Source organism: Pseudomonas sp. NFACC41-3 (assembly GCF_900109505.1).
Classification (GTDB): Bacteria; Pseudomonadota; Gammaproteobacteria; order Pseudomonadales; family Pseudomonadaceae; genus Aquipseudomonas; species Aquipseudomonas chlororaphis.
Map to the genome: position 1 here is coordinate 1375779 of NZ_FOAE01000001.1, position 25593 is coordinate 1401371.

At 66.0% G+C, this 25593-nt stretch carries 16 protein-coding genes; 4 read left to right on the forward strand and 12 right to left on the reverse strand.

The window, feature by feature from the left end:
* Window positions 1-168: 168 nt before the first annotated feature.
* The 3 genes from mapR to BMY68_RS06275 form a co-directional block, all read right to left on the reverse strand.
* Entirely contained in the window at window positions 169-1578 is a 1410-nt protein-coding gene (gene mapR, locus BMY68_RS06265) for a GntR family transcriptional regulator MpaR (RefSeq protein ID WP_007930974.1), read from the reverse strand.
* Window positions 1579-1711: 133 nt separating this feature from the next.
* Complete coding sequence (ccoG, locus tag BMY68_RS06270; RefSeq protein ID WP_085530969.1) at window positions 1712-3124, reverse strand: cytochrome c oxidase accessory protein CcoG; 1413 nt, start codon at window positions 3122-3124, stop codon at window positions 1712-1714.
* Window positions 3125-3331: 207 nt separating this feature from the next.
* The gene (locus BMY68_RS06275; protein ID WP_009043693.1) at window positions 3332-3565 is read right to left on the reverse strand and encodes a DUF3203 family protein; all 234 of its coding nucleotides are present in this window, start codon (window positions 3563-3565) and stop codon (window positions 3332-3334) included.
* A 198-nt stretch (window positions 3566-3763) separates the two neighbouring features.
* Between BMY68_RS06275 and BMY68_RS06280 the strand changes: the two genes are divergently transcribed.
* On the forward strand, window positions 3764-4270 hold the full coding sequence (locus BMY68_RS06280) for an MgtC/SapB family protein (protein WP_009043694.1): 507 nt from the start codon (window positions 3764-3766) through the stop codon (window positions 4268-4270).
* Window positions 4271-4370: 100 nt separating this feature from the next.
* On the opposite strand, the gene BMY68_RS06285 is transcribed toward BMY68_RS06280, so the two are convergent.
* Window positions 4371-4556, reverse strand: coding sequence for a hypothetical protein (locus BMY68_RS06285; protein ID WP_085530968.1), 186 nt, complete (start codon window positions 4554-4556; stop codon window positions 4371-4373).
* A gap of 246 nt (window positions 4557-4802) precedes the next feature.
* Here BMY68_RS06285 and BMY68_RS06290 point away from each other — a divergent pair, with 246 nt between their 5' ends.
* The 3 genes from BMY68_RS06290 (at window position 4803) to glgB (ending at window position 12535) form a co-directional block, all read left to right on the forward strand.
* Window positions 4803-6803 carry an alpha-1,4-glucan--maltose-1-phosphate maltosyltransferase gene (locus tag BMY68_RS06290; RefSeq protein ID WP_085530967.1) on the forward strand — a complete coding sequence of 667 codons (2001 nt, stop codon included), beginning with the start codon at window positions 4803-4805 and terminating at the stop codon, window positions 6801-6803.
* 159 nt (window positions 6804-6962) lie between these two features.
* Window positions 6963-10310: a maltose alpha-D-glucosyltransferase gene (treS, locus tag BMY68_RS06295; RefSeq protein ID WP_085530966.1), complete on the forward strand. Its 3348-nt coding sequence runs from the start codon at window positions 6963-6965 to the stop codon at window positions 10308-10310.
* Window positions 10307-12535 carry a 1,4-alpha-glucan branching protein GlgB gene (gene glgB / locus BMY68_RS06300; RefSeq protein WP_085530965.1) on the forward strand — a complete coding sequence of 743 codons (2229 nt, stop codon included), beginning with the start codon at window positions 10307-10309 and terminating at the stop codon, window positions 12533-12535. Before treS ends, glgB begins: the two co-directional genes overlap by 4 nt.
* 256 nt (window positions 12536-12791) lie before the next feature.
* Here the strand turns inward: glgB and BMY68_RS06305 are convergent, their stop codons facing one another.
* The 8 genes from BMY68_RS06305 to treZ all read right to left on the reverse strand — a co-directional run bounded on the left by BMY68_RS06305 (window position 12792) and on the right by treZ (window position 25584).
* Entirely contained in the window at window positions 12792-13847 is a 1056-nt protein-coding gene (locus BMY68_RS06305) for an autotransporter domain-containing protein (RefSeq protein ID WP_085530964.1), read from the reverse strand.
* 492 nt (window positions 13848-14339) lie between these two features.
* Window positions 14340-15140: an endonuclease/exonuclease/phosphatase family protein gene (locus BMY68_RS06310; protein WP_085531571.1), complete on the reverse strand. Its 801-nt coding sequence runs from the start codon at window positions 15138-15140 to the stop codon at window positions 14340-14342.
* A gap of 93 nt (window positions 15141-15233) precedes the next feature.
* Window positions 15234-15989: a PIG-L deacetylase family protein gene (locus tag BMY68_RS06315; protein ID WP_007926788.1), complete on the reverse strand. Its 756-nt coding sequence runs from the start codon at window positions 15987-15989 to the stop codon at window positions 15234-15236.
* A gap of 292 nt (window positions 15990-16281) precedes the next feature.
* Window positions 16282-18450 (reverse strand): glycogen debranching protein GlgX, encoded by a 2169-nt coding sequence (gene glgX, locus BMY68_RS06320; RefSeq protein ID WP_085530963.1) that lies wholly within the window; start codon window positions 18448-18450, stop codon window positions 16282-16284.
* A gap of 113 nt (window positions 18451-18563) precedes the next feature.
* Complete coding sequence (locus BMY68_RS06325; RefSeq protein ID WP_085530962.1) at window positions 18564-18899, reverse strand: DUF2934 domain-containing protein; 336 nt, start codon at window positions 18897-18899, stop codon at window positions 18564-18566.
* A 21-nt stretch (window positions 18900-18920) separates the two neighbouring features.
* Window positions 18921-21713 carry a malto-oligosyltrehalose synthase gene (locus BMY68_RS06330; RefSeq protein ID WP_085530961.1) on the reverse strand — a complete coding sequence of 931 codons (2793 nt, stop codon included), beginning with the start codon at window positions 21711-21713 and terminating at the stop codon, window positions 18921-18923.
* On the reverse strand, window positions 21710-23791 hold the full coding sequence (gene malQ / locus BMY68_RS06335; RefSeq protein WP_085530960.1) for a 4-alpha-glucanotransferase: 2082 nt from the start codon (window positions 23789-23791) through the stop codon (window positions 21710-21712). Before malQ ends, BMY68_RS06330 begins: the two co-directional genes overlap by 4 nt.
* Window positions 23788-25584 carry a malto-oligosyltrehalose trehalohydrolase gene (treZ, locus tag BMY68_RS06340; protein WP_085530959.1) on the reverse strand — a complete coding sequence of 599 codons (1797 nt, stop codon included), beginning with the start codon at window positions 25582-25584 and terminating at the stop codon, window positions 23788-23790. Before treZ ends, malQ begins: the two co-directional genes overlap by 4 nt.
* Window positions 25585-25593 lie beyond the last annotated feature (9 nt).

Genomic DNA, 25593 nt, shown 5'->3' on the forward strand with positions numbered 1-25593 from the left:
GGCAGCGGCTACAGGGGGCGCGATCGGTGTAGCCGCTGCCGCAGGCTGCGATCGGCCCGGAACGGGACGTGCTCTTGAGGCCGTTAAAGGTCCTGCGGACCTTGTCGCAGCCTCGCGGGCCCGGCAGCGGTTACAGGTTCCACATTTATGTGGAGCGCTGGCCCGGCTTCAGAACGACCGCACGATCCGACCCAGGGTTTCCATAGCCTGTTCCGCCGCTTCGTTCCACGGGCTGCCGTAGTTGAGGCGGATGCAGTTTCGAAAGCGCTGGGTCGGCGAGAAGATCGGTCCCGGGGCGATGCTGATGCCCTGGGCCAGGGCCATCTGGAACAGCTTCAACGAATCCATCTGCGCCGGCAGTTCCAGCCACAGGAAGTAGCCGCCGGCCGGCTGGCTGACCCGGGTCTGCGCCGGGAAGTAACGGGCGATGGCGGCGAGCATGGCGCTCTGCTGTTCTTCCAGGGCATAGCGCAGTTTGCGCAGGTGGCGGTCGTAGCCGCCGTGTTGCAGGTAGTCGGCGATGGCCGCCTGGGCCGGCATCGAGGCGCACAGCGAGGTCATCAGTTTCAGCCGTTCGATCTTCTGCGCGTAACGCCCGGCGGCGACCCAGCCGATGCGATAACCCGGGGCCAGGCTCTTGGCGAACGAGCCGCAATGCATCACCAGGCCCTCGGTGTCGAAGGCCTTGGCCGGTTTCGGTGCCTGCTGGCCGTAATACAGCTCGGCGTAGACGTCGTCCTCGATCAGCGGCACCTGATGGCTGCGCAGCAACGCCACCAGTTCCTGCTTCTTCGCCTCGGGCATGGTCGCGCCCATGGGGTTCTGGAAGCTGGTCATGCACCAGCAGGCCTTGATCGGGTGCCGCTCCAGGGTCTGCGCCAGCACTCCCAGGTCGATGCCGTCCCGCGGGTGCACGGGGATTTCCACCGCCTTGAGTTTCAGGCGCTCCAGCACTTGCAGGCTGGCGTAGAAGGCCGGCGCCTCGATGGCCACCAGATCGCCGGGTTCGGTCACCGCCTGCAGGCACAGGTTCAGGGCTTCCAGGGCACCGTTGGTGATCAGCAGTTCTTCCATGGGCAGCATCAGCCCGCCGACCATGTAGCGCAGGGCGATCTGCCGGCGCAGTTGCGGGTTGCCAGGCGACATGTCGGTGACCACCACGCGCGGGTCCATCTCGCGGCTGGCGCTGGCCAGGGAGCGCGACAGACGCTGCAGCGGGAACAGGGTCGGGCTGGGAAAGGCCGAGCCGAACGGCACGGTGGTCGGGTCCTTGATCGAGTCCAGCACCGAGAACACCAGTTCGCTGACATCGACCTCGGTGGACTCGTTGACCTGGCTGCTGATCACCGGCTCCGAGAACGGGCTCGGCGCATGGGTGTTGACGAAGTAGCCGGAGCGCGGCCGGGCGCGGATCAGGCCGCGCCGCTCCAGCAGGTAATAGGCCTGGAACACCGTGGACGGGCTGACCCCATAGGTCTGGCTGGCGTAACGTACCGAAGGTACGCGCTGGCCGGGGCCGAGCACCCCGGAGCGGATCAGTTCTGCGATGTCGTCGGCGAATTTTTCGTAGCGTTTCATGGGGCGGCTCGGGTTGGAGGCTGCGGTGGCTGAGCGATTTATCGCGAGCAAGCTCGCTCCTACAAGGACCAATGCGCACCTGTAGGAGCGAGCTTGCTCGCGATAGCCGCAAAGCGGCGCCCAGTCTAAGGGATCAACGGTTCAAGGGCGCAACAAACCGGCTCTTGGCCACGCTGTAGATCTGCGGCTGGTCGGCGTCGACTACCTTGAAGCTGAGTTCCTGGGAACTGCTCTGCGGCTGCTCGGCGATCATCGCCACCGACACCGGCAGGTCGACGATCTCGCCCGCGGCCAGGCTGACTTCGGTCTTGCCTTGCAGCTGGAAGCCGTCGCCGTCCACCAGTTGCAGGCGGTAATCCTGGCGTTGCTGGGTCTTGTTGATGATCTTCAGGCTGTAGATGTTCTCGATCTGGCCCAGGCTGTTTTCGCGGAACAGGCCACGGTCCTTGCTGACGTCCAGCGACACCATCGGCCGCTCCACCAGCGCCAGGGCCAGGGCGCCGATCATCACCAGCAGCACCGCGCTGTAGCCGATCAGGCGCGGGCGCAGCAGGTGGGTCTTGCCACCCTGCAACTGGTGCTCCGAGGTGTAGCTGATCAGGCCCCGGGCATAACCCATCTTGTCCATGATCGAATCGCAGGCGTCGATGCAGGCGGCGCAGCCGATGCATTCCATCTGCAGGCCGTCGCGGATGTCGATGCCGGTCGGGCAGACCTGCACGCACAGCTGGCAATCGATGCAGTCGCCGAGGCCGATATTGGCGGGTTTCACGCCACGCTTGCGCGGGCCGCGAATTTCGCCACGGGCCGGGTCGTAGGAAATGGTCAGGGTGTCCTTGTCGAACATCACGCTCTGGAACCGCGCATACGGGCACATGTGCATGCACACCGCCTCGCGCAGCCAGCCGGCGTTGAGGTAGGTGGCGCCGGTGAAGAACAGCACCCAGAACAGGCTGACGCCGCCGATCTGCAGGGTCAGCAGTTCCTCGGCCAGTGGCCGGATCGGCGTGAAGTAACCGACGAAGGTCAGGCCGGTGAGCAGGCTGATGGCCAGCCACAGGCTGTGCTTGGCCGAACGGCGGATCAGTTTGTTCAGGTTCCAGGGCGCGGCCGCGAGTTTGATGCGCTGGTTGCGTTCACCCTCGGTGATCTTCTCGCACCACATGAACAGCCAGGTCCAGGAGCTCTGCGGGCAGGTGTAGCCGCACCAGACGCGACCGGCGAACACGGTGATGGCGAACAGGCCGAAGGCGCAGATGATCAGCAACGCCGAGAGCAGGATGAAATCCTGTGGCCAGAAGGTGGCGCCGAAGATGTGGAACTTACTCTCCGCGAGGTCCCAGAGCACCGCCTGGCGGCCGCCCCAGTTCAACCACACGGTGCCGAAGAACAGCAGGAACAGGAAGCCCGCGCCGCTCATGCGCAGGGTGCGGAACAGGCCGGTGAAACTGCGGGTGTGGATCAGGTTGTCGCTGGATTTGGCCTTCGTCTTTGGGCGCGCAGGCTCGAATGTTTCTACTAATCGGACGGGGATTCTTTCGCTCATGGTCGTTCGCTCATCAGCCTCCATCAGGCAGACGAACTATGCCCAGCGATCTGTTTGCATAACAGACTCAGGTATCGCAATAAAAAGCAGATCAGATGCCCGTCAGGCGCCGCCCTGCGACAACTTGCCATACCCGGCCAGACGCCCGCTATCGGGCGCCGTCGGCGTCTGGCACAGGCCTGCGCCGGGTGCCGTGATGCAGATCAGTCAAATCACCGAATCACTGTCGCTGGCGCGCAGATGACGCCGGCCGTCGGTGGCGCCTGCTACGGTCAATGCGTCGGCTTCTGCTTCGGTGATGTAGATGCGCCGGCCTTCGAGGTCGACCGCCGACATCGACTTGGCCGCGTCGGTGATCACGGTCACGGCGCTGGCTGGCAGGCGGGCGTGAAGGTCTTCGGTGTCGAAATGGCAGATCCGGTTTTCGATGCGCAGGCTCATGGTCGAATCCTGTTGTGCGGTGGGTACGGTTTTTAGGGCCCGGCTGCCGTCCGGGGTTCTGCCCGACCGATCAATGGTCGCCCGCTGGCGGATCGCACCTTTTGCCCGGCGTCGCTGTCCTTTGATTAAGGAGGGCTGCCTCGTCGCCCGCCCGCCAGCCAATAAGAACCTGAGAACCCGAACGGAAAGGACCTGCGCATGAACGCCTGGTGGCATGAAGTCTGGGACACCCTGCAAGCGGAGTTCGCCGACATCGGCGATGCCCGGCAACTCACCCAGATCACCGTACGCCTGCTGATCGCCGCGCTGCTGGGCGGCATTCTCGGTTTCGAACGCGAGCACAAGGGCAAGGCCGCCGGGGTGCGCACCCATATGCTGGTGGCGCTGGGGGCGGCGCTGTTCGTGCTGGTGCCGCAGATGTCCGGCGCCCAGGCCGATGCCATGAGCCGGGTGGTGCAGGGGGTGATCGCCGGTATCGGCTTTCTTGGCGCGGGCACCATTCTCAAGGGCAAGCAGGACGAGGAAGGGCACGTAAAAGGCCTGACCACCGCCGCGGGACTATGGATGACCGCGGCGATCGGCGTCTCGGCGGGCGTCGGCCGCGAAGCCACGGCGGTGTTCAGCACCTTACTGGCGCTGGTGATCTTCAGCGTGATGCCCTGGATAGTGCGCAAGCTGGAAGGCGACGATGAACCGCCCGGATGAACGCCCTAAAGGCGTCGCGGGCACACTCGCCGCCAGCAACGAAGGGATGCCCGTTGCCGGTTGGCGACGGCAGCGACGGGCAACCGATTGTCTACGCTTGTCATGGTTTGGGCGTAATGCTGTGACCGCAAGCGATGACCGGTGCCGGATCGATAGGCGGCTCCTCCTTGGGCGGTGGGGTCGTTTCGGGTGGATCTTCCTCGGGCACCGGTTGCGGCTCGGTTGACGGCAACGTCGGGTGGTCGATGTTCGGATCGGGCGTTTCCGCGGGGATCGGGATACTCATCGGCATGGCCTCCTTTGTGCTTGGTTTTGCACAGTCTCCCAAGGTGGACCCTCGCCCCGGCGATTTGATTCCCCGCGCGAAGGGAGGCAAATCCGGGTGAACTTTCCCGGCCCTGGTGTTTCGGAACCTAAGTGCTTCGCTGATCCGCACGGGTGGTTGCCGACCCTGGGGGCCGCTCTCAAAAGAGGGCCCGCGCCGGAATAGACCAGCAACAGAGCGTCCATGGGGCGTAAGGAGTGATGCTCGATGACTGCCGAAAAAAGACCGACTGAACTGCAATACAACCCGAACCTGCCCCTGTCGCAGGCCTTGCTGCTGCCACGCATCGTCATCGAGAACACCCGGCCGCTGATCGACGGTGGCCAGTTCGCGGTCAAGGCGGTGGAGGGGCAGGTGGTGAAAGTCAGCAGCAAGGTGTTCGCCGACGGCCACGACAAGCTGGCCGTGCTCATCCGCTGGTGCGCCGAAGCCGACAGCCACTGGCACAGCGAAACCATGGAAGACCTCGGCAACAATAGCTGGGAAGGCCAGTTCACAGTGCCCAGCCAGGGCCGCTACCTGTATTGCATCGAGGCCTGGATCGATCAGTTCGCCAGCTTCTGCTACGAACTGCAGAAAAAACACCAGGCCGGCGTCGCGGTCAGCCTCGAATTGCAGGAGGGCCGCAGCCATGTGCTGCACGCCGCCGAGCGCAGCGAAGGGCCGCTGCGCGAGCAGTTGCTGGCGCTGCACCATGAGCTGGCGACGCTGCTCGAAGCCGAGCAGGTGGCGCTGTTCCTGCACGACCGCAGTGCACAGTTGATGGCCGAGGCCGACCACCGTCCCTACCTGAGCCTGAGCCCGGAATACCCGCTGGACGTGGAACGCGAGCGCGCGCAGTTCGCCAGCTGGTACGAGCTGTTTCCCCGTTCGATCACCGACGATCCGGCCCGTCACGGCACTTTCAATGATGTGCACTCGCGCCTGGCGATGATCCATGACATGGGTTTCGACGTGCTGTACTTCCCGCCGATCCATCCCATTGGCCGCAGCTTTCGCAAGGGCCGTAATAACTCGCTGACTGCCGGCCCCGACGAGCCGGGCAGCCCCTATGCGATCGGCAGCGAAGAGGGCGGCCACGAGGCGATCCATCCGCAGCTCGGCAGCCGCGAGGATTTCCGCCGCCTGGTGGCGGCCGCCGCCGAGCACGGCCTGGAGATCGCCCTGGATTTCGCCATCCAGTGTTCCCAGGACCATCCCTGGCTCAAGCAGCATCCGGGCTGGTTCAACTGGCGTCCGGACGGCAGCATCAAATACGCCGAGAACCCGCCGAAGAAATACCAGGACATCGTCAACGTCGACTTCTATGCCATCGAGGCCATCCCCAGCCTGTGGCTGGAGCTGCGCGACATCGTGGTCGGCTGGGTCGAGGAGGGGGTGAAGATCTTTCGCGTGGACAACCCCCATACCAAGCCGCTGCCGTTCTGGCAGTGGCTGATCGCCGATGTGCGGGCGCGCTACCCGGAGGTGATCTTTCTCGCCGAGGCCTTCACCACGCCGGCGATGATGGCGCGCCTGGGCAAGGTCGGTTATTCCCAGAGCTACACCTATTTCACCTGGCGCAACACCAAGAGCGAACTGGCGACTTACTTCACCGAACTCAACCAGTCGCCGTGGCGCGAATGCTACCGGCCGAACTTCTTCGTCAACACGCCGGACATCAACCCGTTCTTTCTCCATGACTCGGGGCGCCCGGGGTTTCTCATCCGCGCCGCGTTGGCCACCATGGGCTCGGGCCTGTGGGGCATGTATTCGGGGTTCGAGCTGTGTGAGGCGGCGCCGGTTCCGGGGCGCGAGGAATACCTGGACTCGGAGAAATACGAGATCCGCCCCCGGGACTTCAACGCCCCCGGCAACATCATTGCCGAGATCGCCCAGCTCAACCGCATCCGTCGGCAGAACCCGGCGCTGCAGACGCACCTGGGCTTGCAGGTCTACAACGCCTGGAACGACAACATCCTGTATTTCGGCAAGCGTACCGCCGACCTCGACAACTTCATCCTGGTGGCGGTCAGCCTCGACCCGTTCAACGCTCAGGAGGCGCATTTCGAATTGCCGCTGTGGGAACTGGGCCTGCCCGACGATGCGCAGACCCAGGGCGAGGACCTGATGAATGGCCATCGCTGGACCTGGTACGGCAAGACCCAGTTCATGCGGATCGAACCCTGGCAGCAACCGTTCGGTATCTGGCGCATCAGCGTTGCCTGATTCACACCGGTAGCCGCTGCAGGCTGCGATCGGCCCGGAATGGGGCGCGCTCTTGGGGCCGTTGAAGGTCCTGCGGACCTTATCGCAGCCTCGCAGGCTCGGCAGCGGCTACAGGGCAGTTACACAGCCACGGACCAATGAATTTTTCAGGAGTTACCCATGGCGAAGAAAACCAGGTCAGCCACCTTCATCAAGGACCCGCTCTGGTACAAGGACGCGGTGATCTATCAGGTTCACGTCAAATCCTATTTCGACTCCAACAACGACGGGATCGGCGATTTTCCCGGGTTGATCGCCAAGCTCGACTACATCGCCGACCTGGGGGTGAACACCATCTGGCTGCTGCCGTTCTATCCCTCGCCGCGCCGCGACGACGGGTACGACATCGCCGAATACCGCGGCGTCAGCCCCGACTACGGGACCCTGGCCGACGCCCGGCGGTTTATCGCCGAGGCCCACAAGCGCGGGCTGCGGGTGATCACCGAGCTGGTCATCAACCACACCTCGGACCAGCACCCCTGGTTCCAGCGGGCGCGCAAGGCCAAGGCCGGCTCCAAGGCGCGGGACTTTTATGTGTGGTCCGATGACGATCAGAAGTACGACGGCACGCGGATCATCTTTCTCGACACCGAGAAATCCAACTGGACCTGGGACCCGGTGGCCGGCCAGTACTTCTGGCACCGCTTCTATTCCCACCAGCCGGACCTCAACTTCGACAACCCGCAGGTGATGAAGGCGGTCCTGTCGGTGATGCGCTACTGGCTGGACATGGGCATCGACGGCCTGCGCCTGGACGCCATTCCCTACCTGATCGAACGCGACGGCACCAACAACGAGAACCTGCCCGAGACCCACGACGTGCTCAAGCAGATCCGCGCCGAGATCGACGCCAACTACCCGGACCGCATGCTGCTGGCCGAAGCCAACCAGTGGCCGGAAGACACCCAATTATATTTTGGCGATGTGAAGGGCAATGACGGCGACGAATGCCACATGGCTTTCCACTTCCCATTGATGCCGCGCATGTACATGGCGCTGGCCCAGGAAGACCGCTTCCCGATCACCGATATCCTGCGCCAGACCCCGGAGATTCCCGCCAACTGCCAATGGGCGATCTTCCTGCGCAACCACGATGAGCTGACCCTGGAGATGGTCACCGACCGCGAGCGCGACTACCTGTGGAACTACTACGCCGCCGACCGCCGCGCGCGGATCAACCTGGGCATTCGCCGGCGCCTGGCACCGCTGATGGAGCGCGACCGCCGCCGGGTCGAGCTGCTCAACAGCCTGCTGCTGTCGATGCCGGGCACGCCGACCCTGTATTACGGCGACGAGATCGGCATGGGCGACAACATCTACCTGGGCGACCGCGATGGCGTGCGCACGCCGATGCAATGGTCGATCGACCGCAACGGCGGCTTCTCCCGGGCCGATCCGGCGAGCCTGGTCTTGCCGCCGATCATGGACCCGCTGTACGGCTACCTGTCGGTGAATGTCGAGACCCAGGCCGGCGACCCGCATTCGCTGCTCAACTGGACCCGGCGCATGCTGGCGATCCGCAAACAGTCCAAGGCCTTCGGCCGCGGCAGCCTGAAGATGCTGTCGCCGAGCAACCGCCGGATCCTGGCCTACACCCGCGAATACACCGGGCCGGACGGCAAGCACGAAATCATCCTCTGCGTGGCCAACGTGTCGCGCAGCGCCCAGGCGGCGGAACTGGACCTGTCGGCGTTCGCCGGCATGGTGCCGGTGGAGATGCTCGGCGGGAATGCCTTCCCGCCAATCGGCCAGCTGAATTTCCTCCTGACCCTGGCGCCCTACGGTTTCTACTGGTTTGTCCTGGCGGCGGAAAACCAGATGCCGAGCTGGCATGTGGAGCCGGCCCAGAGCCTGCCGGACTTCACCACCCTGGTGCTGAAAAAACGCCTCGAGGAATTGCTCGAAGCGCCGTCGCGCACCACCCTGGAGCAGAGTTCGCTGCCGACCTGGCTGCCCAAGCGTCGCTGGTTCGCCGGCAAGGACAGCGCCATCGAGCAGGTGCACATCGCTTATGGCGTGCGCTTTGGCGATCCGCAGCATCCGGTGCTGCTCAGCGAGCTGGAGGTCAGCGGCGGCGGCCAGAGCGGGCGCTACCAGCTGCCGTTCGGCCTGCTCGGCGAAGAGCAGATCGGCGCCGCGCTGCCGCAGCAACTGGCCCTGGCGCGGGTGCGCCGTGGCCGCCAGGTGGGGCTGATCACCGACGCCTTTGCCCTGGAAAGTTTTGTGCACAATGTCCTGCAGGCGATCCAGGCGCACACCGTGCTGCCGTGTGGCGATGGCGAGATCCGCTTCGAGGCCACGGAGCAACTGGCCGGGCTCGGCCTGGGCGCGGAATCCGAAGTGCGCTACCTGTCCGCCGAGCAATCCAACAGCTCGGTGGTGATCGGCGGTAGCCTGGTGCTCAAGCTGATCCGCAAGGTGGCCAGCGGCGTGCACCCGGAACTGGAAATGAGTGCCTACCTGACCGCCGCCGGCTTCCAGCACATTTCACCCTTGCTCGGTTCGGTGATCCGCCGGGACGGGCAGGGCGAGGACAGCCTGCTGATGATCGCCCAGGGTTACCTGAGCAATCAGGGCGATGCCTGGGAGTGGACCCAGAACAACCTGGAGCGGGCGATCCGCGACGAACTGGCCGATGCCATGTCCGAGCAGGACCAGCATTACAACGCCTTGGGCGAGCTACGCGACTTTGCCGGCATGCTCGGCCAGCGCCTGGGGGAAATGCACCAGGTCCTCGCGGCGCCGACCGCCAACCCGGCCTTCCGCGCGCGGCCGAGTACCGACAAGGACGCCCAGGCCTGGGCCAGGCAGATTGGCGCGCAACTGGAACGGGCCTTGCACTTGCTCAAGCAGCATCAGGCTGAGCTGACGGCCGAGGATCGACAGCGCGTGGCGTCGTGGAGCCAACACAAGAAGGCGATCCTGGCGCATATCCAGGGCCTGGCGAAACAGGCGGTCGGCGGTTTGCGCATGCGCGTCCACGGCGACCTGCACCTGGGCCAGGTGCTGGTGATCAAGGGCGACGCCTACCTGATCGATTTCGAGGGCGAACCGGCCCGGCCGCTGGACGAGCGCCGGGGCAAGCACAGTCCGTACAAGGACGTCAGCGGCGTGCTGCGCTCCTTCGACTATGCCGCGGCGCTGGCCCTCGGCGGCCAGAGCCTCGACGCCTCGGCCCACGCCCTGGCGGCCCGGCAGCGGGTCACCGAGCGTTATCTGCATGAAGCCCGCGAGTCGTTTGTCCAGGCGTACCGGCTGGCGGCAGCTAGTCTTGCTCATGCCTGGCAGGAAAAAAATGGCGAGGACGCCGCGCTGGCCTTGTTCAGCCTGGAGAAAGCAGCCTACGAAGTGGCGTATGAAGCGGAAAACCGTCCGGCCTGGCTCGCGGTGCCGCTGCGGGGGCTGCATATTTTGTTGAGTGATGTGAAACCCTTTTCCGATACAAAAAGTGCTGGAGAGCAGTCATGAGTTTCTCGAACAAGGAACAGGGTGAGGTCAAACAGGCAATGCCCGCCGCGCGGGATGTCGAGGCATTGGTGAGTGCCGAGCACCAGGACCCCTTTGCCGTGCTCGGCCCCCATGGCGACGACGTCGGTGGCCAATTCATCCGTGCCTTCCTGCCGGGCGCCCTGAGTGTGCAGGTGCTGGCTCGCGATGGCGTGACAGTGCTGGGCAGCCTGGAGGGCACCGAGGTGCCGGGGTTGTTCGTCGGGCACTTTGCCCAGGCCCAGCCCTATCTGCTGCGCACGCAATGGGCCGGTGGCGAGCAGATTGGCGAAGACCCTTACAGCTTCGGCCCGTTGCTGGGGGAGATGGACCTGTACCTGTTCGCCGAGGGCAACCACCGCGACCTCAGTTCCTGCCTCGGCGCGCAGCTGAAAACCGTGGAGGGCGTCGATGGCGTGCGTTTCGCGGTCTGGGCGCCGAATGCCCGGCGGGTCTCGGTGGTCGGCGACTTCAACGTCTGGGACGGGCGGCGGCACCCGATGCGCCTGCGTCATCCGTCTGGGGTCTGGGAGCTGTTCATTCCGCGCCTGGGCCCGGGCGAAGCCTACAAATATGAAATCCTCGGTGCCCACGGCATCCTGCCGCTGAAGTCCGACCCGGTGGCCCTGGCCACCCAGCTGCCGCCGGATACCGCCTCGAAAGTCGCCAGCCCGCTGAGCATCGACTGGCAGGACCTCGACTGGATGCAGGCCCGCGGCGAACGCCAGCGCGCGGATGCGCCCTTGTCGATCTACGAACTGCATGCCGGCTCCTGGCAATGCGAGGTGGACGATCTGGGCGAGGTGGCGCGCCAGTACGACTGGCACGAGCTGGCCGAACGCCTGATCCCCTATGTGCAGAACCTGGGGTTCACCCATATCGAGCTGATGCCGATCATGGAGCATCCCTTCGGCGGTTCCTGGGGCTATCAGCCGCTGTCGCAGTTCGCCCCCAGCGCCCGCTACGGCAGCGCCGACGACTTCGCGGCGTTCGTCAACGCCTGCCACCTGGCGGGCATCGGGGTGATTCTCGACTGGGTGCCGGCGCACTTTCCCACCGACGCCCACGGCCTGGCGCAATTCGACGGCACCGCGCTGTACGAGTACGGCAACCCGCTGGAAGGTTTCCACCAGGACTGGGACACCCTGATCTACAACCTGGGGCGCACCGAGGTCCACGGTTTCATGCTGGCGTCGGCGTTGCACTGGCTCAAGCATTTCCATGTCGACGGCCTGCGGGTGGATGCCGTGGCCTCGATGCTCTACCGCGACTACTCGCGCAACGCCGGGGAGTGGGTGCCCAATCGCCATGGTGGGCGCGAGAACCTCGAAGCCATCGACTTTTTGCGCCACCTGAATGACGTGGTGTCCCTCGAGGCGCCGGGCGCCCTGGTGATCGCCGAGGAGTCCACGGCCTGGCCGGGCGTCAGCCAGGGCACCCAGCAGGGCGGCCTGGGCTTCGCCTATAAATGGAACATGGGCTGGATGCACGATTCGCTGCATTACATCCAGCAGGACCCGGTGTACCGCGCCCATCACCACAACGAACTGAGCTTCGGCCTGGTGTACGCCTGGTCCGAGCGCTTCATCCTGCCGATCTCCCACGACGAAGTGGTGCACGGCAAACGCTCGCTGATCGACAAGATGCCCGGCGACCGCTGGCAGAAGTTCGCCAATCTGCGGGCCTACCTGAGTTTCATGTGGACCCACCCGGGCAAGAAGCTGCTGTTCATGGGCTGCGAGTTCGGCCAGTGGCGCGAATGGAATCACGATCAGCAACTGGACTGGTACCTGCTGCAATACCCCGAGCACCGCGGCGTGCAGAAGCTGGTGGGCGATCTCAACCGGCTGTACCGCGAGCATCCGGCGCTGCACGACCAGGACGACGCGCCCCAGGGTTTCCAGTGGCTGATCGGCGACGACGCGATCAACAGCGTCTACGCCTGGCTGCGCTGGAGCAAGGACGGCAAGCCGCTGCTGGTGGTGGCCAACTTCACCCCGGTGCCGCGCCAGGCCTACCGGATCGGCGTGCCCTTCGCCGGGCGCTGGGGCGAGTTGTTCAACAGCGACTCCGATACCTACGCCGGGTCCAACTATGGCAATGGCGGCGGGGTGTTCACCGAGGACGTGGCGAGCCACGGCCAGGCGTTGTCGCTGGCATTGAACCTGCCGCCGCTGGCGGTGCTGATCCTGCAACCCGAAGCGTGATATCGACTGGCCGCTGCGCGCAGCGGATCGCGAGCAAGCTCGCTCCTACAGAGGTTGCGCGTTCCCTGTAGGAGCGAGCTTGCTCGCGATGACATCCGCCCAGACACCCTCAAGTTGTCCCTGAAAATCCAATCCCTGTAGCCGCTGCCGCAGGCTGCGATCGGGCTCGCAGAGCCCGCAACCCGGACGACGCGTATGGCCGATGCTCCCTTTGCGTCGGCTGCGCCGCCGATCGCAGCCTGCGGCAGCGGCTACATTACCAGCGCATCCGCACACCCAGGCTGCCGATCAGCCCGTTGAGGTCGTTGTCGTCCACGTCGCTGCTGTAGTCGGCGCTTACATACAGGCTGACGGCGGGGGTGAGCCTGGCCACCAGGCCCAGGCCGACTTCGACCGTGGAGGACTTGCGGCTGCTGCTGATCTTGTCGACCTTGTCCAGGGTCAGGGTGTCGCCGCTGTACACCGTGTGCCACAAGCTGGTGCGCACATAGGGTTCCACCGAGTGTCCGGCGATGTCATAACGGCCTTGCAAGTTGGCCCCGACGCGGCCGCTCCAGGCGTTCAGGTTGCCGGCGGAGCGGGTGCTGCTGTCGGCATTCGGGTTGTCCAGGCTGACGCGCTGGTTGATCAATTGCGCCTGGGGTTCGACCACCCAGTTGTCGCTGATGCCGATGGGAATCCCGCCTTGCACCGACAGGGTCACCGCGCTGCCTTCGGCGGCTTGCCGCTGACCTTGCTCGGTGCGGCTGAAGCCGCTGACCCGGGCGCCGCTGGCCGACAGATCGACGTGCCAGCCCTGCGGACCGGTCAGGCTCCAGAACGCGCCAAGACTTTGACCCTGGACACTGAAACGGTCGTTACGCGGGTCGCTGAAACCGCCGGGCACGCCCTGGTCGTTGGCCTGGAACTGGCTCTGGCCGCCCAGCAGGCCGATACGCTGGGTATGCCCACTGCTGCTTTCCAGGGTGTAGAGCACCGGGCCGCCGGGCGTGCCGTTGATGCTGCTGGCAAAACGCGAACCGAGGTAGCCGGCGTCGGTCTGCCGCGCCGCGGGCCCGTACAGCGGGTCCCAGACCTGCGGGCCGCCTTGCACGATACCCAGGCTGTTGCCCTGGGGCTGGCTGGCCGGCATGGGCGTCGCGGAGGGCGCGGGTGTCAACAGGCGGTTCAGGAGCAGGTCCTGGCGATACCAGAGCTGCGCCTCGTCCTCGGCAGGGGACGCTTGTACCTCCATGGAAGAACACAGCAATACCGAAGCGGAAACTGTGCACAGAATGATCTTGATCTCTTGTGGGGTGAGTGAAGTTTTCATGGAGGGCTACCTTGCAATCGCATGCCGTGTCTCGCCGTGGCGTCTCTCCTACCCCGAATGAGGGGCGACCGAGTTCGTTGAGGCAAGGCTCGGCGACCCGCTCTAGAGCAGGTATCCGAGGCTTGCCCCTGGTTGTATTTCCGGGGGTAGTAAGCTGTAGCTAAGGAGACGACTCCGCGATCGTCAAGAAAATGACCGACCAATGGCGTAGGTAATTCAGGCGGTGTAACCAGCTGAAAAAAACGCAATTCTCTAAGTTCTTGTTTGTGCGGAAAAACGTCGGCAGAGGCGGGGAAAAGCGATTTTCGGTAGCCCACTACCGACTCGTCCTGTGCGGGCGAGTCGGGGATTTTCCTGGGCCAAGGGCCGCGTCAGGCCTTGGCCAGCGCGCTGGCTGCTTCGTCGATCAGGCCGGCGACCGCGGTTGCCGGGGAGGCGAGAGTGGCCTGGTGGGCCGTCAGGCAGATGACCCTCGATGCCTGGGCGAAGGCATCAGAGGTGCACTTCCACCGCCAGCGGCAGGTGATCCGACAGGTGAGTCCAGGGCTTGTGCCCGAGGATCTTCGGTGCGTGGCTGCTGGCATTGCGCAGGTAGATGCGGTCCAGGCGCAGCAGTGGCCAGCGCGCCGGGTAGGTCTTGGCCGGCTTGCCATGGTGGCGTTCGAAGGCTTCGTGCAGGTCGTCGCGGCGGGCGAGGGTGGCATTGCCCTGCAACTGCCAGTCGTTGAAGTCGCCGGCGATGATCACCGGTGCATCGTCCGGCAGCGACTCGAGCAACTGGCACAACAGCGCCAGTTGCAGCTGGCGATGGCTTTCCAGCAGGCTCAGGTGCACGCAGATCGCGTGCACTTCGGCATGCCCCGGTACATCCAGCACGCAATGCAACAGCCCGCGGCGCTCCGGGCCGGTGATCGAGACATCGAGGTTGCGGTACTGGCGGATCGGGTATTTCGACAGCAGGGCGTTGCCGTGATGACCATCGGGATAGACCGCGTTGCGCCCGTAGGCGAAGTCGCTCCACATGCTGTCGGCGAGAAACTCGTATTGCGACTGCTGGGGCCAGTTGCCGTAGCGGCTGGCGTGGCGGTCGTGCTCGCCCAGCACTTCCTGGAGAAACACCAGGTCGGCCTGGGTGCTGCGGACCGCGTCGCGCAGCTCCGGAAGAATGAAACGGCGGTTCAGGGCGGTGAAGCCCTTGTGGGTGTTGACGGTCAGGATGCGCAGGCGATGGATCGCCGGGGTTTCGTCTGGCGCTGCCGACGTGACCGGACGCCTGGTTGAATCGGTGCTCACGCTCACTCCTCGTAATCAGGGCGGTTACTCATGCGACTGACACTTTGCCGGTCAGTTCAGGTTTTCCCCCGGTCTGCCCGCATCGGGGCAGCCCTACATGAAAAAGATTTCGTAGGACTGGCGCAGCCGCTCCAGCACCACCGGCGTCAGGGTCGGGGCCAGGCCGATGCCCGGATCGCCCTGCAACTGGCTGGCATAGGCATGCGCCGCATGGCGCTTGCGGGCCACGGTCCAGGTGTCGAGGCGCAACTTGCGGGCACGGTGCCAGGGCAGCAGCTGTTCATCGCGCGCCGGCCAGTGCCAGGCCCACACCGGCACTTCATGGAACGCCACGCCGGCCTGGGCCGCGGCCTTGGCGCTGGCCCGGCCGACGGCGTCGTGATCGTCGTTGCCGTCTTCGCGCCAGGTGCTGAACACCACGTCATCGGGGCGTAGATAACGGCCAATGAACTGGCTCAACTGATGCTCGCGTTCCTGCAGCCCACTGTCGGCAAAGCCGCCGCGAATCCACTGCAGGCTGTGCAGGGGCAAACCCAGGCGGCGCAGGGCCTCGACGCTTTCCTGGGGGCGGAACACACTCAGGCGCCGCTCCGACCACAGGTCGGAGCCGGGGTGGCTGGCGCTGCCGTCGGTGATGGAAATCAGTTGCAGCGGATGGCCATGGTGGGCCAGCACCTGCAGCAGGCCACCGCAGGTCAGCACTTCGTCGCCGGGGTGCGGGGCGATGACCACCGCGCGAAATCCGGGCGGCACCAGGCTGGCAAGGTTGATGGAGGGGACGTCGAGCAGTTGGCGGGCGCCGTTCCAGACCTGCTCCGGCCAGTTGTCGCTCAGGGGTATGGATCTCATGGGTGTCACATCCTTGTTCCGGGGCAGTCGGCGCGCGGTGACGGACCGGGCCGCTTGGGTTCGCACCCGGTATCGGTCCGGGTGCCGGCGCTCCATACCTTGGATTGCCGTCCTGCAAGAGCGTTCAATCATACACAGCCATTGGCCACCATCGCAGGGGGCAGCGATTTTTTCCGATGGCGACGCTCAGCTGTTCAAGATAGCGGGGAATGGATATCCGGCACCATCGTACATATGTCTGATGGGCTGGCCACTGCCCGTCATGCAATCCGGCAAATGGCCAATGACCTGCTCAATCGTCATCCTCGTGCTGCAGTTCGAACAGCAGCAGCGAGCGCCCGGTCACCGAGTACCGGTGGCCGAACTCGAAGCGTTCCTGGCCTTTCACCGAGGGCTGGTTGGTGTCGATCATGCAGGTCCAGAAGCCGCCGTCGGGCACTTCCGGCAGGCTGAAGTTGACGATGTCGTGATGGGCGTTGACCACCAGCAGCAGGGTCGCGTCGGCGCCGGGGCGGCGTATCCCGGTTTCCTGGGCGCGGCCATCGAGCAGCATGCCCAGGCAGCGGCCGTGATTGTCCTGCCATTGTTCGATGGTCATCTCGCTGGCGTCCGGGGCGAGCCAGGTGACGTCCTTGACCCCGATATCCTCGTTGTAGTTGCCCACCAGGAAGCGTCCGCGGCGCAGGATCGGGTAGGTCATGCGCAGCTTGACCAGGCGCTTGACGAACTTCAGCAGCGACTTGCCGTCCTCGTCCAGGTCCCAGTTGACCCAGCCGATTTCGCTATCCTGGCAATAAGCGTTGTTGTTGCCGTGCTGGGTGCGGGCGAACTCGTCACCGGCGACGAGCATCGGCGTGCCCTGGGCCAGCAGCAGGGTGGCGAAGAAGTTGCGCATCTGGCGCAGGCGCAGCGCATTGATCTGCGGGTCGTCGGTAGGGCCTTCGACGCCATGGTTCCACGACAGGTTGTGGTTGCTGCCGTCCTGGTTGTCCTCGTCGTTGGCTTCGTTGTGCTTGTCGTTGTACGACACCAGGTCATGCAGGGTGAAGCCGTCGTGGGCGGTCACGAAATTGACAGAGGTATAAGGCCGCCGGCCGCGCTGGTTGAACAGCTCGCCGGAGGCGGTCATGCGCGCGGCGAAGTCGGCGAGCTGGCCGTCGTCGCCTTTCCAGAAGGCGCGCACGGTGTCGCGGAACTTGTCGTTCCACTCCACCCAGCCCGGCGGGAAACCGCCCACCTGATAACCGCCGGGGCCGATGTCCCACGGCTCGGCGATCAGCTTCACCTGGCGCAGCACCGGGTCCTGGCGGCAGGCCACGAGGAAGCTGTGGCGCTCGTCGAAGCCATCGTGGTAACGCCCGAGAATGGTCGCCAGGTCGAAGCGAAAACCGTCCACGTGCATTTCCGTGGCCCAGTAGCGCAGCGAGTCGGTGACCATCTGCAGCACGCAGGGATGGCTCAGGTCGAGGGTGTTGCCGGTCCCGGAATCGTTGATATAGAAGCGTTTGTCGTCGGGCATCAGGCGGTAGTAGGAGGCGTTGTCGATGCCGCGCATGGACAGGGTCGGGCCTTGCTCGTTGCCCTCGGCGGTGTGGTTGTAGACCACGTCGAGTATCACTTCGAGCCCGGCTTCGTGCAGGTGCGCGACCATTTCCTTGAACTCGGCGATCTTGCCGCTGGCCAGGTAGCGCGGGTCGGGGGCGAAGAAGGCGATGCTGTTGTAGCCCCAGTAATTGGTCATGCCCTTGTGCAGCAGGTGCTGGTCGTTGACGAAGGCATGGATCGGCAACAGCTCCACCGATGACACCCCGAGCTTGCGAATATGCTCCAGCACGTCGTCGACCATCAGCCCGGCGAAGGTGCCGCGCACCGCCTCCGGCACCGAGGGATGACGCATGGTGAAGCCGCGCACGTGAGTCTCATAAATGATCGTTTTATCCCAGGGCACGCTGACCCGATGATCGTGGCCCCAGGTGTGGGCCGGGTCGATCACTTTGCATTTGGGCACGAAGGGCGCGCTGTCGCGCTCGTCGAAACTGAGGTCGGCGTCGGGGTGCCCGATGGTGTAGCCGAACAGCGCCTCGGACCATTTCAGCTGGCCCACCAGCTGCTTGGCATACGGGTCGATCAACAGCTTGTTGGGGTTGAAGCGATGACCGTTGGCCGGGTCGTAGGGGCCATGCACCCGATAGCCGTAGATCAGCCCGGGGTGGGCGTCGGGCAAGTAGCCGTGGAAGATCTCGTCGGTGTATTCCGGCAGTTCGATGCGTTCCAGCTCGACTTCGCCCGTGGCATCGAACAGGCACAGCTCGACCTGGGTGGCATTGGCCGAGAACAGGGCGAAGTTGACCCCCAGGCCGTCCCAGGTCGCGCCGAGCGGGAAGGGCAGGCCTTCGCGGATGCGCGAGGGCTCGGTGGCTTGCGGGGTTTTCGGCGTGGCGGCTGCTTTGGCGGTGGTCATGGGTGCTCCTGCGAATCAGATGGGCGAATGGGCTCCCTGTGGCGCTCGGGCGCGCCACGCACATGGGCAAGGTCGGCAGTGGAGGGTGGCGCGAACGCCTCGCGGCAGAGGCGTCAGCTGGCCGCTGGCTTGCGCGGTGCCCGCGGCTTTTTCGCCGCGCTGCTTTTGCCTCCGGGCGGCACCTTTTCTCCAGGAGGTACCTTTTCTCCAGGAGGTACTACGGGTGCCGCCGCCGCGGGTTTGGCGACGGCCTTGGGCTTTGCCGCGGGCTTGCCAGGCTTGGCGCTGGCGGCACGGGTCGCCCTGGGCGGTTTGCTCGGGGCCAGGGCCTCGGCTTCGGCCAGCTTGCGGGCCATTTCCCAATGCCGGTGTTCCTGGCCGTCGGGCCGGCCTTCCGATTCCCAGATTTGGTAGGCGAACTCACGAATGCGTTTGTCGTCGGTACTCATCGCAATGCTCCTGAACTGAACTCAAGTTTGGATGAAGAGGTTGACCGGGAAATCCCGCAATGCGCTGCTGATCATCAGATCCTTGTGGGGTGTGACTGCCCCCGTGGAAAAAAGTCCCTTCAGGTGTTGTCCTGGCGCGGCGAATGGCAGATGCACACGCGTATCGCCCCAATCCGGCGCGTCGACCCGGGGTTGCGCGCCGCTTTCCAGCAGCCCGGCGACCAGCCTGGGCACGATCACCACGGCGCGCTGGCCCTGGTGTTCGCGCATGAAGGCCAGCACCTTGCCGGCGTGTCGGCCCTGTACCGGCAGCGGCTGGTAAGTGCCCCGGCGAAACAGCTGCGGGTATTCGCCCCGGCGCGCCAGCGTGGCGGCGATCAGGGCCTGCTTGATGCGCCCGTCGCGCCAGTTCGCCAACAGTTCCATGGTTTCGCCGCAAGGGTCCAGAGCCTGCTGTCGGGCGGCGAAATCCACCGGGCGACGGTTGTCCGGGTCCACCAGGCTGAAGTCCCAGAACTCGTTGCCCTGATACAGGTCCGGCACGCCGGGCACGGTCATGCGCAGCAAGGATTGAGCCAGGCCGTTGAGGGCGCCAGCGGGCGCGATGACCTGGACGGCTGTGCCTATGGCGCTGCGCAACGGCAGGCCCTCGGGACTGAGCAACAGGCGCTCGATGAAGTCGTGCACGGCACTTTCATAGGCCTCGTTGGCCGCTGCCCAGCTGCTGTGCAGCTTGGCTTCGCGCAGGGCTTTTTCCTGCCATTGCCAGAGGCGCTGCGCATAGTCTTGCAGGCCCTGGCGGTCGTCGCTGTGCAGTTCCAGTGGCCAGCTGCCGAGCAGGGCCTGATAGAGGATCAGCTCGTCACCGGCGCCGGGCGCCTGGGGATCGCTGCGCAGGGCCTGGGCCAGGCTGCGCCAGTGTTCCACCTGTTCGACGTACCAGGGGCCGAGTTCGCTGAGCACCGCCAGGCGCGCGCGGGCATCTTCGCCGCGCTTGTGGTCGTGGGTGGCGCTGGCCAGCAGGTTGTCGGGGAAAGCCTCCAGGCGATCGCGGCAGGCGGCGTGGAAGTCTTCCACCGGGGCGCAGAACTGCTCGGTGGAAAAGCCGACGTCGTTGCGTGACAGCAGCACCGCCGAGCGATAGAGCGCGGTGTCTTCCACCGCCTTGGCCGCCGCCGGCGAGGTCAGTTGCTGGAAGCGCACGCAGGCATGCTTGAGCACCTTGCGCGGGCGCCCCGGTGGCAGCTGGCGCCAGCCGCGGCCGCCAAGCCACTGTTGCAGGTAGGCCAGCACCGGCCAGTCGGCTTCGCCCAGGGTGTCGCGGGCGCCTTGCAGGGCCTGCTGGAAAAACCCCTCGTCCGCCGCCGAGCGCCCGCAGGCGCCGATGTAGGTGCGGTACACCGGGAAGTGCACGATCAGTTCCTGCAAGGCGCGGCGGATGGCGCCGAGGGTCAGGTCGCGGCTCATTACGTCGTTGCGCGCCACTTGCAGCAGGGCCTGGGCCACGCTTTCGAAGTCGCTGGCCAGCGAGCCGTTGAGCAATTGCTGGCGCGCCAGCCGGGCCTCTTCGAGAAAGGCCGCCGGGCGTTCGCTGTACCGGCTCCAGAGTTCGGCCAGGGGGGCGGCGCCTTGCGGGTCGTGTTGCAGCAGCGACAGCTGGTTCATGAATTCATAGCCGGTGCTGCCGTCCACGCCCCAGTCGCGGCGCAGGGTTTCGCCAGCGCCGAGGATCTTCTCGACGTAGATCGGCAAGTGCTGGCCGGGGCGCAGGGCGTCGACCCGGCGCCGCAGTTTGCGGCAGTAGCCGCGGGGATCGGCCAGGCCGTCGATATGGTCGATGCGCAGCCCGTCCACCAGGCCGGCGGCGATCAACTGGAAGATTTTGCCGTGGGTGGCCTCGAACACCGCCGGGCGCTCGACCCGCAGCCCACCCAGTTCGTTGATGTCGAAGAAGCGCCGCCAGTTGATGTCGTCCGCCGCGGTGCGCCAGCTGGCCAGGCGGTAGCTCTGCTGCTCCAGCAGGGCGTGCAGGCGGGCGAAGCCCTGCGGCTGGCGCGAATCGTAGCGCGCCAGGTGCTGCTCGATGGCCGCGCGGACCTGCGGTTCACGGGCGGCTTCCTGCAGTTGCTGTTGCAAGGACTCGGCCTGGGTGTGGGCGTCGGGCTGGTAGCGCAGGGTGCTGAAGGCATCGGCCAGTGGCTTGAGGCGCTCGGCCGGCGCGGCGTCGGTCTCGCCCTGGAGCCGCAGCAGTTCGCCATAGTCGCTGGGGCAGATCGGGAAATGATGCTGGTAGTGCTCGACATGAAACTCGCCCCGTTCGGCATCGAAGCACAGCTTCAGCGCGCCTTCCTGCAGGGCTACGCCGTAGTCGCTGCCGAGGAACGGCAGCAGCAACTGGCCTTCCATCAAGGGGTCGGGGGAGTGCCACTGGATATCGAAGAATTCGCCGTAGGGGCTCAGGCGGCCCCAGCGCAGCAGGTCCTGCCACCAGGGATTGTCCGCGCCGCCGACCGCCATGTGGTTGGAGACGATATCCAGCAGCAGGCCCATGTCGTGCTGGCGCAGGCTGCGGACCAGGCGCTCCAGGGCGGCCTCGCCACCCAGCTCGGGGTTGACCCGGGTCGGGTCGACCACGTCGTAGCCGTGCATCGAGCCGGCGCGAGCGCACAGCAGCGGCGACGCGTACAGGTGGCTGATGCCCAGGCGGGCGAAGTAGGGCACCAGCGGCACCGCGTCGTCGAGAGTGAAGCCGCGATGAAACTGCAGGCGCAGGGTCGCCCGCATGGGCGGGCTGTGGTGCGTGGAATCCTTCATCGGTCGCGCTCGTGGGCCTGTTGCCGGGCGCAGGCCAGCAGCTCCAGGCGGCGCGCGGCGTCCGGGTCGTCGAGCAAGGCTGCGCTGCTGCCGGCCAGGCGCCGACGCCAGTTGGGATGGCTGTCGAGGGTGCCGGGCAGGTTGGCCTGTTCGTCGATGCCCAGGGCGTCCTCCAGGGGCAGCAGCACCAGCGGTGCACGGGTATGGCCGAGGAAACGCACGCTGGCGTCCACCACCTGGTCGGCTTCGTGGGTGTCTTCTCGAAAGTTCTGCGGGTCGCGACTCAGGGCGTGGCGCAGGCCCTCGCGTTCGCGCTGGCGATGTTCGCGCCAATGGGTTTCTCCGCTTTCGTCCACCAGGCCCAGGCGCGCGCTCCAGTCGATGTCGCGGCCCTGCCACCAGCCGTTGAGGGTCGGCAGGTCGTGGGTGCTGGTGGTGGCCAGGGCGTTGTCCGGCCAGTCGAGGATCGGCCGGAAATGCGTGCCGTGCTCCTGCTCGAACAGCAGCACGCGCATGCCGAGCATGGCCCGCGCGCTGAGTTTTTCCCGCAGGCCGTCGGGCACCGTGCCGAGGTCCTCGCCGAGGACGATCGCCTGGTGCCGGTGCGACTCCAGGGTCAGCAGGCGCAGCAGGTCGTCCACCGGGTAATACAGGTAGGCGCCGTCGCAGGGTGGGGCGCCGAGGGGGATCACCCACAGCCGCTGCAAACCCATCACATGGTCGATGCGCAGGCCGCCGGCATGGGCGAAGTTGGCCCGGAGCATTTCGATGAAAGCGTGGAAGCCATTGCGCACCAGGCCCTCCGGGGAAAAGGCGGAGATGCCCCAGCCCTGGCCCTGGCGATTGAGAATGTCCGGCGGCGCGCCGACGGTCAGCGCCGCCAGCAGTTCGTCCTGGCGGCTCCAGGCCTGGCTGCCGCCGCCGTCGGCGCCCACCGCCAGGTCGGCGATCAGGCCGATGCCCATGCCGCTGCTGCGGGCGGTGGCCTGCACCCGCTCCAGGCAACGGGCGATCAGCCATTGGCAGAAGGCATAAAAGCCGATATCGGCGGCGTGCTCCTCGGCGAACTGCGCCAGCGCCGGGCTGCGTGGGGTGCGCCAGGCGTCGGGCCATTCGCGCCAGTCGAGGCTTTCGCCACGGGCCGCGCGCTGGGCCTGGATGGCTTCGAAGCGGCAATGGTTTTCCAGGGCCTCGCCGCTGGCATGGCGGAAGCTGGCGAAGTCCTGGTGCAGCGGATGCTCGCCCTGGCAGAAGCCGTCATAAAGCGCGCGCAGCACTTTCTGCCGGGCCTGGGCCGCCACCGGCCAGTCGACCATCGGCTGTTGTTCCAGCTGTTGCAGTTGCGGCCCGAGGCCGCTGGCATCGATCGCGCTGCGCCAGGCCCGCTCGCCGAGAATGGTCCCGGGCGCGGCGTACAGGCTGTTGAGAAACAGCCGGCTGGACGGCGAATAGGGGCTGTAGCGGCCGGTGTCGCTGCTGAACATGGCATGCAGCGGGCTGATGGCCACGGCCTCGGCGCCCCGTTCGCCGGCGACCCGGACCAGGTCTTCCAGCGCTTGGGTGTCGCCAAAACCACCGTCGCCGCTGCGGCGCAGGGAATACAGCTGCACGCTCAGGCCCCAGGCGCGGGGCGTGGCCTGGTCCACGGCGTCGGCGACGCTATAGCAGCGCTCGGGCGCCACGGCCAGGGTGAAGTGCTGGCCGGCGATGCTCACCTCCTGGTAACCCACCGGGACCAGGCCCGGCAGCATGGAGTTGGCGTCCAGCCTGAGGTTGAGCACGCCGCCGTGTTCCAGGTGGATTTCGCAGGGCGTGTCCGGGGCGAAGTAATGCCCCAGGTCCAGGCCCTGGCCGGCGTCGGCGGTCAGCAGCGGTGGCAGTTGCCGGCTCTGCTGCACCTGTAGCAGCTGGCGCAGGCTGGCTTCGATCTGCCGGTCGTTGTCGGCCGGATGGCCGAGGCTGGCCAGCACGGCTCGCAGTACCCGTGGCTCGACCCGTTGCGGGCGGCCGTTGGCATCGATCCAGTCGACGGCCAGGCCGGCCCGGCTGGCGAGGATTTCCAGTTGCGCGTCGCTCATGGGTGTTCTCCGTCAAGGTCTGGCGTGGGGGCGACTGCGTCGAGGCTGACCAGCGCGCTATAGGGGGCGAGAGTGCCTTGGCGCAACCGCTCGAACGCCTGGGCCGGGTATTCGAACAGGCGCTGCGCGGCGCTTGGCGGCTGTTGCTCGACATTGTGCGGGCTCAGGTTGAGGTCGATGCGCAGTTCCTGGCCATTGCCCAGGCGCCAGCGGGCACAGAGCGCGCCTTCGGCCAGCACCTCGGCGCCCAGGGCTTCGGCGCCGGGCAGGTAGGGCACGATGTGCTCGCGGCGCAGTTGCAACAGCTGGCGATACAGCGCCAGGGTCTGCTCGCCCTGGGCCGGGTCCGCCTGCGGCCTCGACGCGAGGAAGGTGTCCGGCGCGTTCGGGTCGGGAATCTGCTCGCGTTTATGCGGATCGGCGAAGGCGCTGAAGGCGGCGAATTCGTCGCGCCGGCCTTCGCGCACCGCGTCCGCCAGTTCGCCGTGGTGGCTGGTGAAAAACAGGAAGGGCTGCGGCGCCGCCAGTTCGTCGCCCATGAACAGCAGCGGGATCATCGGCGACAGCAGCAACAGCACCGTGGCCGCCTGCAATGCCTGTGGCTCGGCCAGGCGCACCAGGCGCTCGCCGAAGGCGCGGTTGCCGATCTGGTCGTGGTTTTGCAAAAACAGCACGAAGGCGCTGGGCGGCAAATGGCTGCTGGGTTCGCCGCGAGGGGTGCCGTGGCGGGTGACGTGGCCCTGATAGACGAACCCCTGGCTCAGGCAGCGCGCCAGTTTCTCGGTGGGGCGCTCGGCGAAGTCGGCGTAGTAGGCGTCGGTCTCCCCGGTGAGCAGCACATGCAGGGCGTTGTGGCCATCGTCGTTCCACTGCGCGTCGAAGTGCTGCTCCAGCAGGCTGGCCTGGTTGTATTCGTTCTCCACGGTCAGCCAGACCTGCCGCGCCGGGTCGATCCGGCGGCGTACCCGCTGCGCCAGTTGTTGCAGGAAGTCCGGGTCGTCGATCGCATGCACGGCGTCCAGGCGCAGGCCGTCGAAGCGGTACTCCAGCAGCCACATCAGGGCATTGTCGATAAAGAAGTCGCGCACGGGCTGGCGGCGAAAATCGATGGCCACGCCCCAGGGCGTGTGCCGGTCTTCCCTGAAGAAGGCCTTGGCGTAGTGGTGCAGGTAATTGCCGTCGGGGCCGAAGTGGTTGTAGACCACGTCGAGTATCACCGCCATGCCCAGGCCGTGGGCGCTGTCGATGAGGTGCCTGAGGTCGTCGGGCGAACCGTAGGAGGCTTCCGGCGCATAAGGCAGGACGCCGTCGTAGCCCCAATTGCGATCGCCGGGAAACTCCGCCAGGGGCATCAGCTCGATGGCGGTGATGCCCAGCTCGGCCAGGCGCGGCAGGTGTTTTTCCACTGCGCGGTAACCGCCGAGCACGCCCACATGCAGCTCGTAGATCACCGCTTCGTGCCACGGCCGGCCTTGCCAGTGTGGGTGCCGCCAGCGATAGGCCCGGGGATCGACCACCAGGCTGGGGCCGTCGATGTCGCCGTCCTGGGCCCGGGATGCCGGGTCGGGCACGCGCAGGTCATCGTTGATCTTAAAGCGGTAGCGGGTGCCGGGCGGGCACTGGCCGATGACCATGAACCAGCCGTTGGCCTGGGGCAGCATGGGCAGTGACACGCCGTCTTCGAGTTCGACGCTGACGTGCTGTGCGTCCGGCGCCCAGAGGGCAAAGCGGGTGCGCTCGGTATCGAGCGCAGTAGCGCCGTGGGGCCAGGTTTCCAGAGTCCTTGACGGCATCCAGGGTGC